This window comes from Acinetobacter sp. ACIN00229, from assembly GCF_016106645.1.
In the GTDB taxonomy this organism is placed as follows: Bacteria; Pseudomonadota; Gammaproteobacteria; order Pseudomonadales; family Moraxellaceae; genus Acinetobacter; species Acinetobacter oleivorans.
The window spans coordinates 65,922-78,494 of record NZ_JADWOM010000009.1 but is presented as its reverse complement, the minus strand read 5'-3'; the positions used below and the strand labels follow the sequence as shown (position 1 = coordinate 78,494).

At 38.3% G+C, this 12,573-nt stretch carries 9 protein-coding genes and 1 pseudogene; 6 read left to right on the top strand and 4 right to left on the bottom strand.

All coding sequences use genetic code 11. The features are described 5' to 3' along the window. Positions 1 to 14 precede the first annotated feature (14 nt). Both I7H67_RS10120 and I7H67_RS10115 read right to left on the bottom strand, forming a co-directional pair. Positions 15 to 1,412, bottom strand: a complete 1,398-nt coding sequence (locus I7H67_RS10120) for a lysine N(6)-hydroxylase/L-ornithine N(5)-oxygenase family protein (RefSeq protein ID WP_151821525.1) — start codon at positions 1,410 to 1,412, stop codon at positions 15 to 17. After that, positions 1,405 to 3,195, bottom strand: coding sequence for an IucA/IucC family protein (locus I7H67_RS10115; RefSeq protein WP_198307760.1), 1,791 nt, complete (start codon positions 3,193 to 3,195; stop codon positions 1,405 to 1,407). The genes I7H67_RS10120 and I7H67_RS10115 overlap by 8 nt, the downstream gene beginning before the upstream one ends. Positions 3,196 to 3,519: 324 nt before the next feature. On the opposite strand from I7H67_RS10115, the pseudogene I7H67_RS10110 reads away from it, so the two are divergent. The 6 genes and pseudogenes from I7H67_RS10110 to accC all read left to right on the top strand — a co-directional run. Beyond that, a pseudogene (locus tag I7H67_RS10110) lies at positions 3,520 to 3,878 on the top strand (aldolase/citrate lyase family protein); the annotation flags it as partial. Between the two features lie 127 nt (positions 3,879 to 4,005). Continuing rightward, a complete protein-coding gene (locus I7H67_RS10105; protein WP_198307759.1) occupies positions 4,006 to 6,255 on the top strand; it encodes a TonB-dependent receptor in 2,250 nt (749 codons plus the stop codon). A 212-nt stretch (positions 6,256 to 6,467) separates the two neighbouring features. Beyond that, positions 6,468 to 7,793 (top strand): Y-family DNA polymerase, encoded by a 1,326-nt coding sequence (locus tag I7H67_RS10100; RefSeq protein WP_198307758.1) that lies wholly within the window; start codon positions 6,468 to 6,470, stop codon positions 7,791 to 7,793. Between the two features lie 235 nt (positions 7,794 to 8,028). After that, entirely contained in the window at positions 8,029 to 8,484 is a 456-nt protein-coding gene (gene aroQ / locus I7H67_RS10095) for a type II 3-dehydroquinate dehydratase (protein ID WP_004791768.1), read from the top strand. Positions 8,485 to 8,501: 17 nt separating this feature from the next. Further along, positions 8,502 to 8,921, top strand: coding sequence for an acetyl-CoA carboxylase biotin carboxyl carrier protein (locus I7H67_RS10090; RefSeq protein WP_004791766.1), 420 nt, complete (start codon positions 8,502 to 8,504; stop codon positions 8,919 to 8,921). A 17-nt stretch (positions 8,922 to 8,938) separates the two neighbouring features. Next, positions 8,939 to 10,309: an acetyl-CoA carboxylase biotin carboxylase subunit gene (gene accC / locus I7H67_RS10085; protein ID WP_004791764.1), complete on the top strand. Its 1,371-nt coding sequence runs from the start codon at positions 8,939 to 8,941 to the stop codon at positions 10,307 to 10,309. 47 nt (positions 10,310 to 10,356) lie between these two features. Here accC and I7H67_RS10080 read toward each other — a convergent pair whose 3' ends face one another. Together I7H67_RS10080 and I7H67_RS10075 are read right to left on the bottom strand one after the other, a co-directional pair. Beyond that, positions 10,357 to 10,860 (bottom strand): hypothetical protein, encoded by a 504-nt coding sequence (locus tag I7H67_RS10080; RefSeq protein WP_198307757.1) that lies wholly within the window; start codon positions 10,858 to 10,860, stop codon positions 10,357 to 10,359. Between the two features lie 155 nt (positions 10,861 to 11,015). Beyond that, positions 11,016 to 12,182: an MFS transporter gene (locus I7H67_RS10075; protein ID WP_198307756.1), complete on the bottom strand. Its 1,167-nt coding sequence runs from the start codon at positions 12,180 to 12,182 to the stop codon at positions 11,016 to 11,018. Between the last annotated feature and the right edge of the window lie 391 nt (positions 12,183 to 12,573).

Sequence of the window (12,573 nt, the reverse complement as noted above, 5' to 3'; positions counted from 1 at the left end):
TCCTGTCCCCTGTGTTATTTGCTCATGACTTTTAAATACTGATCATCGGTTTTCCCAGAGGGATGCGGCATGACTGTATTTGTTCGGGAATTATTTATCTGGAATTCAGTCGTCAGGGCCTGATTATCAAGCTGAAAATCCTGAAAGCCTTGTTTCCCGTCTACATCAAAATAGTTTTCTTTCAGAATCTGATTGGCAATCCGTGCGGAACGGAATGCACCCAATCCCAGATCTGGAGTACCAACGCCATGATGTTGGAGACTGGTATTTTGTACATAAATCTCACCATCCCCCTGATACTGCAGTTGATGATGCTCACTAATTTTCCAGCGTTGCTGGGTATCTAATACAATCCTGTCATTTAGCTTATTCAGAAATGTCTGTGCAGGATATTGATAACCCGTTGCTGCAATCACGGTACTTGCTCTGAGTTTCAACATCTGCTGTTGCTGAATCTGTAAAAACTCAAGTTGAATATTATTCGGACCAAGTAACTGTGCATTCTCCAATTGATAGTTGCCAGCAATAGTCACACACGTATCCGCTTGCCCAATACTACGGTGATAAAGGCGTTCATAGATTTCCTGAATAGTTCTACTACTGATTCCCTTGTACAAGTGGGCTTGTGCTGTTGGCAGAGTATCCTTGAGAGCTTCTGGTAAATGGTAGAAATAACGCATGTAATCTGGACTGAAACTTTCCAGACCCAATGGTGTATTTTCCATGGGTGAAAAACCTGCGGAGCGAGTCAACCAATATAAATGGAATCTGGGCTTGCCTGTTTCTGATGAAATCTGCTGATCAAATAAATCAATAAAAATTTCCGCCGCAGACTGACCAGAGCCAATCAGTACCACATTGCCAGAAAGATTATCAGCACACTGCTGTAGATAGCTGGAAGAGTGCAGACAAGATGCGGTTTGTTCTGAAATTGTTTGTAATGGTTTGGGTAATCGCGGCACCGTTCCCACCCCCAATACCAGTTTACGGGTCTGATGAATGGACAATCGTCCACACTGTTCAGCAATCACCTGAAAACCTCCAGAGATTGGAGCAACATCCACCACTCGCTGACCAAAATGTAGATCATGCAACTGTTGTACGACCCACTGGCAATAATGGTTATATTCTTTGCGTGGAATATACAGATTCTCACGGAAATAAAACTTATAGAGACGTTGCTGTGCTTTTAAATAGTTCAGAAAGCTATAAGGGCTTGTCGGTTCAACCAGACTGACCAAATCAGCCATAAAAGGGACCTGCAACATCGCACCGGGTAGTTGTAATCCTGCATGCCAATCAAAATTTTCTCGTTTTTCAAAGAAACAATACTTCAATGAGGCATGCTGATTCACCAACGCAGCAAGACTTAGATTAAAGGGCCCCAGACCAACACCGATAAAATCAAGCATAGTCGGCCTCCTCAATAACTTGTCTAACATAAAGTGGATTTTTTAAATCAACATAAATTGATTGCTGAGAAATATCAGCTTGTAACTCATCCAGTTCATACAGACGTGTCATCATATTACCCTTATAAGGGAAAGTTTCATGATGTAAAACAGTCTTTAATAAATTGCTTTCAGGATATTTCTGATAGGCCTGCAACAGGTAGGATTGCAGCATTTCAATTAATTGTTGCTCTTGAACAACGCCAGTCATACCTATGGCATTAATCAGACCAAATAAAGTATTACCAATAAAGTAATAACGGAAACGTTCATCCACGAGTGACAATGGGCACACTGCCTGACCATCTGTTGCCAATGTTGGATAATGTTTCAAAATTTCTGTGGCAAGCTCACGGATATAGTAAAATCCTTGATTATCCCTAAACCATACTGTTTTAGGCATACCCTGTTCCAGTTCAATCAAGGTATTCTGTTGATGTGCTTCAAAAGCCATTCCATATTCATGATACAACTCCATCAATGGCAGAATGGTCATTTCTAGGAAGCGATCAAACCATAGCAAGGCAACTTGTGACTGAGACTGACCTGTTTGTTTTGAAATATCTGCAAAAATTTCACTGAAACGATTTTTTGCCAATACAGGATGATCCTGACACAATGAAGCAATACAAGTCACATCATCACTGACCTTAAATGGATTTTCACGCAAAATACAGATAGTTTCATCTAGTACTTGACCATCAAATTTCAATGCAATCCAAGCAGGGTCACTCAAAGCTTGAAGGTTCGGATTGCGCTGCCTGAATTCACTTAGACAATCATCATGCCACAGCTGATAACTCAACAAACCACGATGGCATTCCTTATACAGATTGACCCGAACTGAATTAGTCACAGCCACAGTCATAGATGCCTTGAACATCCAAGGTGATTGCTCACTGTACAATGTACGTACTGAAGTTGTTGCCTTGACGTCCCAGCCTAATGCGCCAAAATCAATCAATTTCTCTTCATGTAAAAGCTGTTGATACCATTCCTTATCCTTTAGATAACGTGCCTGCCATGGATGTAAAGGCAACAAGGCATAATCAGGAAATTGGGCTATTTTTGCGCGGTGAAACGTATTGAAATATGGTTCTAAATCATGTTTGAACTGTGTGGGAATATCAATTTTATGTGCATTGTCCGAAACAATATGTTCTGGGTGCACATATAGAAATTGCATTTTGAAGGTATTTTGTGTTTCAGGTGAAAAAATCTTCCAGTCATCCTGTACAAAACCCTGACGACTTTTGGGTGAAGGATGCATGCTGTGACCAAGTACCAATGCCTGTTCACTCTGAATAAAATTTTGCTGTTTTGCTATAATCTGATCAAAATCTGGTTCACGATGACTGAGAAATTGCTGCAGTGCTCTGTGACTCTGAATCCAACATTCCAGCAATGAAGATGCATCAAGTTGCTGAGCTTTGGATTGTTCAATTAAATTTTCCAGTAGATTTGACGCAATATTTACGGGGCTAAGTGCTAGATATTGGCCTTCTCGCTCAACCCACGGCAAGTCAACAAAACGGTGTCGCCCCACCTGACTGAAATATTCAATCGGTGCATAAAGAAACCCATTAATTGCGTGTAAAGGGATACTCAGTAAAACTTTGCCCTTACCTCTTTCTGTTAAATGAGGGGATTGTTCTGTTAAAGAGAGAAAACGTCCATGACCTGTTTCTTGTAAATATGAGTTCACTAAATGCTGCAAGGCAATTTTATTTGTGATTGATCTCATCAGGATTACTCTGTGGAGGGATAAATACCAATGGAGAATATCCACATTTAATTGCAAATACAAATGATAATTATTATTATTTACATTCAATATTAGAAAATTACATTACCTTAACAACTCTTCATTTTTTTTACACAGTAAAATCAATTCAAATCACTCAAACTAAAAAATTCAACCTTGAATTTCCCAACATACTGATTAATATAAAATTGAATCAGATGAATTTATCTTAATTGAATGTGATATAAATCTCAGTTATTTTATGATTTTTAACAAAATAAACAGAAACTTAGCCTTCTCAATGCTTTCTTCTCGTTCCTGAATAACGCTAACCACCTAGTTTTACCTCTGCTCGATGCAGGTGTAACAGGCATTGTGTTTCCACGCATTGAAAATGCTCAACAAGCACAAGAAGCCGTGAAGTATTGTCACTATATGCCGCTTGGGCAAAGAGGATTGAATTCGACAAGGTTAAATCGATATGGCATTGACGATTTAGCTAGTTTTGTTCAACACGCAGTAAACAAAACGGTTGTCGTTGCTATGATTGAAAGCTTAGAAGGACTAGAACAACTTGATGAAATTTTAAAAGTCGAAGGCATCGATATTATTGAAGGTGTTGCTAACCTTTTCAGTCGATGGGAATGTCGTGGCAAAGCAGCCATTCAAAGGTCAAAGAGAAAGACACCTATTCCCTAATTCATTGAATAAATTTCAAATATATTATTTTTAAGCAATTAATAATATTGTTAATTACAATGATTCTTATTTATAATTCGCTCAATTTAAAATCACTCTCAGGGCGAGATAATGGGACATAAGATAAAAAGTAATAAACTTTTTACAAGAAAGTCTGAAGTTAAAAATATTATTCCACTTCTTTCACTTGGCGGAGCCATTTTCCTTTCAAACTCAGCATTTGCAGCTTCACCTGCTGAAACTACAGAAACAGAAAAGAAACCAGAAGCACTCCCTACAATTACAATTACTGCTTCACGTGCAGATGAACTCTCTACCTCTGCCAAACAAGTCACCAAGTTAGATGAAAAACAAATTGAACTTTTAAGAAATGGTTCATCTGGAAGTATTGCGACTGTTTTAGCGAAAGCCGTACCGGGCCTATCGGACTCAAGCCGAACTATTACCGATTATGGTCAAACCTTACGTGGTCGTAATGCCCTCATCTTGGTCGATGGCGTGCCAATGAACCTTACTCGCGATACATCACGCGGACTTTCAGCAATTGATCCTGAAAGTATTGCGAACATTGAAGTGATTCGCGGCAGTAACGCAATTTATGGCGGTGGTGCTGCGGGTGGAATTATTTCAATTACCACAAAAGCTGCGGGTGGTGAACCTACAGCAAAAACCGTTATTGGACTACAAACGCCTTTAACGAATTTCCGTTCTGATGCTTTAGGCGGAGATATTCACCAATATTTCACAGGCAGCTTTAACGCCTTTGATTATGCATTCGATTTTGGTTATCAACGTATTGGTAGCCCATACGATGCAAGTGGTGACCGTGTTGCACCTGAACCAAGTCAGGGCGACCTTTATGATTCCGATGGCTACAGCTTAGGCGGTAAGCTGGGTTACCATATTGATGACAATCAATATCTACAATTTGCTGCAAACTACTATAATGCCGAGCAAGACTCAGATTATGCATCTGACACAAGCGTTAAGAATACTCCTGCTGGAACTGTACCGGCAAAAGCAATTAAAGGCTTAAAGCTCAAAGACCAGACTAAAAACGAAAACCAGATATACAATTTAACTTATAACCATAAAGACCTTTTTGGTAATAAGATTGATGCTCAAATTTATTATCGCGACTTCTTTACTCGTTTTTCACCATTTGATGCACGTGTTGCCCCAGATAAAGTCAGTCCACGCGGTGGACAAGTAGATCAGGTCTATCAAGAAAATAACGTACTCGGTAGCCGCTTAACTGTGACCACACCACTTGAGTTTCTAGGTGACACCTCATTGGTTTGGGGTGGTGACTTCAGCCGTGAAAAAAGCGAAATGCCTTTAGATATTTTCGACCAAAAAATTTATGATCAATCTGGTGGTCTAGAATTTGTAAAAACTGGCAATCTCATTTATTTACCTGAACTCACCACGCAAAGTGTTGGTGGTTTTGTACAGTTAAAACATCGCTTTAATGACCAATGGTCAGCAGAAGCTGGTACACGCTATGAAGATAGCTATGCGCAAATTGATAGTTTTGTTCCATTATCACAATTAGGCAAGACTAACCCTTACACTGTTCCAGGCGGAAAAGTGAAAGCTGATGCATGGTTATACAATGCTAATGTGACCTTCTCTCCAAATGACCAAAACTCTATTTATGCATCGTTTAATCAAGGCTTTCAGTTACCTGATGTCGGTGTGATCATCCGAAATGCCGACACAGGATTTAACCTTGGGTCATCATTCTTAGAGCCTGTAAAAGTTGATAACTACGAACTTGGCTGGAAAGGAAACTTCAATAACTTTTCACCAAGCTTAGCTGTATTCCACTCTACTTCTGATCTTGGTGCTGTGCAGCCAGTGAGTAATAGTTTGGTTATGCTTAGAACTAAAGAGAAAATCACTGGTGTTGAGGCAACACTTGATTATCTTGATGATGCAAATGTTTGGGGAACTGGTGGTAGCGTTACTTGGATGAAAGGCCGTGAAAAACCTCAAAACGGTGCAGAACAGGACATGACAGGTTTCCGTATTCCACCATTAAAACTGACAGCTTACGTTTCTTATAGCCCAACTGAAACTTGGACGAACCGCCTACAAGCAACTTACTTCGGTTCAGAAGATTACCGTTTAAATGGTGTGAATAGTTTTGGCCGTTACGATGTAAAAACGTATACAACAGCAGATTTAATCAGTAGTTTTGCGCTTAACAAAAAAGACACTGTGACAATCGGTTTAGAAAATATGTTTAACCGCAAGTACTATCCTCTCTATAGTCAACTACTAAGATCTGGCAATAACACCAGCCATTTAGTTGCAAATGGTGCAACGCTTAAAGTGACTTATAGTCACAAGTGGTAATCAAAACTGACATAGAATGATTCACAAAAAAGGAGATCAGCGCGATCTCCTTTTTTTTACTAAAAAAATAAAGTTTTATCTTCTTTCCTTTATTAGCTAAATGCCGACTGTCGGAACTCCCCTAGCTTTCCACTAGAAATTTTGTTAACTTGATTTTGTTACATATTCAAAATTATGTAGTTTTACGAACATTTTTAATGGGGCAAGTCAGAATGGACATCTCACACCGCGAAATTTACGCGCTTGTAGACATTAATAACTGTTATGTCAGTTGTGAGCGACTATTTGACCCCAAACTTATTGGCGTGCCGGTTGTCGTGCTTTCTAATAATGATGGATGTGTTGTATCACGCAGTGAAGAAGCAAAAAACATGGGTATAAAGATGGCAATCCCATGGTACCAAATTGAAGAAGAAGCTCTCCAAGCAGGCGTACACGTCTATTCAAGTAACTACACTTTATATGCTGAGATGTCTCGTCGCTTTTTTTCGGTTTTAGGTGAATTCTTCTCACCCGATGATTTAGAAGCTTATTCTATTGATGAATGCTTTATCCGTTTAACCCCTTATCTTCAATCTCTAGATATCCATTCTCATTGTGCCAAAGCGGTAGAAACCCTAGAAAAATGGTTAAGCTTACCTTGCTGTATTGGCATCGGATATTCAAAAACTCAGGCCAAGTTAGCCAATCACTACGCTAAAAAAATTAAAAGCTTTAATAGAATTTGTAATTTCACTACCTTAGATCCCCTACTGCTTGAAGACCTCATGCAACAAACTTCCGTCAAAGAAGTGTGGGGAATTGGCTACCAATTGGTCAAACAATTACGAAGCTATGAAATTTATTCATGCCTAGACTTAACTTTTGCCAATGAACACCATCTAGCAAAAGCTTTCTCTGTGGTTATGGCACGTACTATTCGTGAGCTAAAAGGCCAATCCTGTATCCAACTTGATGATCCTGCCATCTTAACAAAACGAATTTTAGCATCACGAAGTTTCGCTCAAGCTTTATCCAGTATTGAGATTATTAAACAAGCGCTTATCTTTCATCTCAATCGTGCTCATCGGCGTTTAATGAAACAAGAACAGCTGTGTGCCTGTATTCAAGTCATGCTTTATGAAAAAACAGATAAACCACCTTATAAAAAAGCATCATCTCAAGCGATAGGTTTAACATATGCAACAGATGATCTATGCATATTAACTAAAGCAGCCATGCAACAAATTGATGTTTTATATAAAGAAAATAAAAAATATATTAAGATTGGAGTTTTATTTTGTGGTTTGCATGCCCGTCAACATCACATTGATGACTTATGGCAACCTGTTGAGTTAATTCAGCAAAGACAACAACTCATGAAAACTCTAAGTACAGTTCGTAATCGATTCGGCAGTCACTATCTACAAGTCGGTTATCATTCCCGTAGTCCAGCTTGGCATATGAAACAATGTCACCGTTCAAAAAACTATCTAACTCGATGGAATGAGCTACTTGTAATTGGAGAGAATTCTACAGCCGTTACACAAAATACATGAACTGTTTTTGTCAATTCAGTTTAAAATGAGATTCATTAAATTACTTGAAATTTTGTCATTTTTTAACATTGCTAAATCATCGCAAAATTTACAATATATAAGCCGAATTTGGTATACCCTTTCTGCTACAATTAAAACAAATTATAAAAAAATTGTAGAAACATATGCCATAATAAGCAAACTTTGCAGACATCTTGCAAAGAATATTTGCAACTTTAAAGCTGGAGCAATCTGAATGAGTTCGACCATTTTGGTGATTCATGGACCGAATTTGAATTTGCTGGGAAAACGCGAACCAGAAGTATATGGTCATCTTACCTTAGGTGATATTAACCAACAACTCGTTATCCAAGCTCAAAACGCATCAATTACATTAGATACTTTTCAAAGCAATTGGGAAGGTGCCATTGTTGACCGTATTCATCAGGCACAAACCGAAGGTGTAAAACTTATTATTATTAATCCTGCGGCCCTCACTCATACTTCCGTTGCTCTACGCGATGCCCTACTTGGCGTTGCCATTCCATTTATTGAAGTACATTTGTCGAATGTCCATGCAAGAGAAGCATTTAGACATCATTCATATTTATCCGATAAAGCAATTGGCGTGATCTGTGGTCTTGGTGCAAAAGGTTATAGTTTTGCACTCGATTACGCTATTGAAAAAATTCAACCATCTAACCCAAACTAGTTTAGGAATAGTCGCCCATGGATATCCGCAAAATTAAGAAACTCATCGATTTAATGATTGAGTCTGACTTGCAAGCGATTGAAGTTAAAGAAGGTGATCAATCAATCGCTTTAACTCGCCGTAGTCCAGTCGTTGCTGCGGCTGGTGTAGCACTTCCGGCAGCTCCTGTTGCAGCAGCACCAGTTGCAAAAACACCACGTGGAGCAGTTGAAACTTCTCCAATGGTTGGCGTGTTCTACGCTGCTCCAAGCCCAGGCGAAGCACCATTCGTTAAAGTAGGTCAAACTGTATCTGCTGGTGAAACTTTGGGTATTATTGAAGCAATGAAAATCATGAACCCAATTGAAGCAACTCAAAGTGGCGTGGTTGAAGAAATTTTAGTGAAAAATGGCGATGTAATCCAATTCGGTCAACCTTTATTCCGTTATCGCGCGTAATTACCTCGGGGACGTCTATGTTGCAAAAAGTTTTAATTGCAAACCGTGGTGAAATCGCTTTACGAATTACCCGGGCTTGCAAAACATTAGGAATCAAGACTGTTGGTATCTATTCAGATGCTGATAAAGATTTGATGCATTTACGTTTTGTTGATGAAGCAGTATGTATTGGTCCCGGTGCAAGTAGTGATAGCTATTTAAATATCCCGGCAATTATTACTGCTGCAGAAATTACCGGTGCCGATGCTATTCATCCCGGCTATGGTTTTCTTTCAGAAAATGCTGAATTTGCTGAAATTGTAGAAAGTTCAGGTTTTACTTTTATTGGTCCACGTCCAGAACACATTCGCCTTATGGGGAACAAAGTTTCTGCGATTGTTGCCATGAAAAAAGCTGGTGTACCTACTGTACCTGGTTGTGACCATGCTGTAACCATTCACAATGCCCTTGCAGAAGCTAAAGAAATCGGTTTCCCGCTTATTGTTAAAGCGGCATCTGGTGGCGGTGGACGCGGTATGCGTATTGTTGAACGTGTAGATACACTACTTGAATCAGTTCAAGCAGCTCAGCGCGATGCAGAAATGTGGTTTGGTGATGATACCGTTTACATGGAACGCTTCTTACAGAAACCTCGCCATGTTGAAGTGCAAGTTCTTGGTGATGGTAATGGCCATGCGATTCATTTATATGACCGCGACTGTTCATTACAACGTCGTCACCAAAAAGTGTTAGAAGAAGCACCCGCACCAAATCTACCAGAGCAAGCTCGAGCTGATATCTTAGAAGCGTGTGTTCATGCATGTCAGTTAATGCAATATCGTGGCGCTGGTACGTTTGAATTTCTATTTGAAGATGGTGAATTCTTCTTTATCGAAATGAACACTCGTGTTCAGGTAGAGCACCCTGTTACTGAAATGGTTACTGGTGTTGATATTATTGAACAACAGTTGCGTATTGCAGGCGGCCTAGGACTAGAGCTTCAACAAGAAGACATCAAAGTTAATGGTCATGCAATCGAATGTCGTATCAATGCTGAAGATCCAACAACTTTCTTACCTTCACCAGGTAAAATTGAAAGTTTCTATGCGCCAGGCGGTGCTGGTATTCGTTTAGATTCTCATATCTACCCAGAATATAGCATTCCACCTTACTATGACTCTATGATTGCTAAATTGATTTCTCATGGTAAAGACCGTGAAACATCACTTGCACGTATGCGTCAAGCGCTAGATGAAATGATCCTTACAGGAATTAAAACCAACATTCCTCTGCATAAAGATCTCATTTTGCAAGATAAGAGCTTCTGTTCTCAAGCAATGGACATCCATTACCTTGAAAAGCACTTGTTAAAGCAATTGGAAGAAAAGAAGAAAGCTGAAACTGCATAATAAAAAAAGCCTCTTATACGTAAGAGGCTTTTTTTATATCCATTACTTTATGGTAGGACTCTACGTAAAGTCGCAAAACACTGCTCACCCTTAGCGGTTGAACAGAAATTGATAGTATGGTCATTTTTCCACTGTACAAAATACTGAGAAACATCACCTGTTTGATCTTGTTTCTGACCTGAACAATCTACTTTATTATTATCAAATTTAATTTGCATCACTAAAGCAGCTAACTGCTCTTTAGGGTCATCAGATGGTTGATATTCATATAAACCGTATGACCATTCTTGGCCACTTTTTATCACTACATCATTACTACTACGGAAGTTATAATATTCCACACATTTCTTATTATTTGGAATTTCCATTCCCCATAATCCCATAATTTCAGGACGCGTAACAATACGTATAGCATTAGGATTACTTGCAGTCCGAACAGGTTGTTCGGCTGGCTGTTGAATAGCCGTTTCTGCCACAGCTAAACCAGAACAAGCCCACAATAATCCAATAATATAAATATTTTTCATAGATTTATTAATCATTAAACGCATGAAGTTAAGTTAGCATATTTTTTGACAAAAACACTGTTCCATAACCATATAAAAACAATATTTTTCAACTGTAACGTGCTACAACAAGTCATCAAACAATTTTATATTTACTTGCTTTTTTCAATATAAATTCTTTGTTTTATATTATCTAAAGCTTAGGCAGCTGAAGAATCGACTTGTTTCGGAAGCCACATTACAAAGCACAAACCTAACAGTACAACCACGCTGGCACACATAAAGATGAGTTCACCAGAAAGAATTTTCCAGAAATACCCAGCCAGAACACTACCAAAAGCGACACCCAGCCCCCACATGGTACTGTAAAGAGCTTGTCCACGCCCTTGCTGTCCAGCAGAGAAGTTTTGAAAAATAACTCTCATTGCAATTAAATGAAATAAACAAAAACTAAAAGCATGCAAACACTGTGCAAAAAGCTGCCCAACAAAGTAATGTGAAAATAGTGCAACTAGCATCCAACGTATGCTCGTCACTAGCAAACACACAACGACTAAACTACGCCACGAAAAACGTTGAAAAATCTTTGAGGCAATTGAAAACATAAAAATTTCAGCAAAAACCCCCATTGCCCATAAAAATCCAATTTCAGTTGTACTGAAATTCAAAGATTTCAGAAAGTTACTATAAAAACTATAAAAAGGTGCATGTGAAAAAAGCAAAATAAATTCAATTGTGAAAAATGCAGCTACTGTCGGGCGCTTTAGTACAGGAAGTAAAGGCTCTAACTTTTTCTGTGATGTAGGTGCACCATCCGGTTCTCGAATGGTAAAAGACCAAATAAATGCTAATGAAGCAATAATTAATAATAAAATTGGAAGCATCGAAATAGGTACTATTTCCAGAAGTGCACCAATAACAAAAACACCGACAATAAATCCAACAGATCCCCACTTACGAATTTTGCCATAAAGTTTAGCTTTTTGATCACCCAACCAAAATAAAGTAACCCCTTCAAATTGAGCTAAAATAGCATTTTGGAAGAAGCTAAAAATAAGCATGAGTAAAGCTATGGATTGAAACGTATTTGGCACTATAAAAATAGCCAACCATATACATGATTCCATCCAAGTTGCTAGCCGCACTAACAGCATTCGCTTACCAGATTTATCGGCAACCCATCCCCAGACTAAAGGCGCAAAAAAACGAGTTACAATCGCAATTGATGATAAGACACCTATTTCTTGATAATTAAACCCTTGATCTTGAAGATATAAATTCCAATAAGGCATGAACGTGCCAACAATGGAATAGTAGAAAAAGTAGAATCCGCCGAGTCTAGTTTGGATTGTAAGTGGTTGGAACAAGTTGTAAACCTTAGTAGTTTCAATAGGTTAAAATTCGAGATAATTGTATATTCAAAACATCCCAACCCTACAATTTTAACACTTTGTTTTCCAATACAAATAACTAAATTATTAATAACCAACTTCGCTTCTAAAAGCTTTTTTTATTGATAAGAAAGACTAAATGAATATAAGACAACTGTAATTTAATTTGTACAATCTGTTAACTTGTGTAAAAATACATTTAATATTCATAAGGTATTTATTCATCAGATGTTTTTTCTTATTTTTTTAATTTGTCTTTTTCTATTTTTACTTATTCTAAAACAACATTACCGTTGATCACCTTTTTACGTCTATCTTTTCTTTAAAAGCTTTTACAGCATCTTCAAATTAGAACAATTAAAAAATC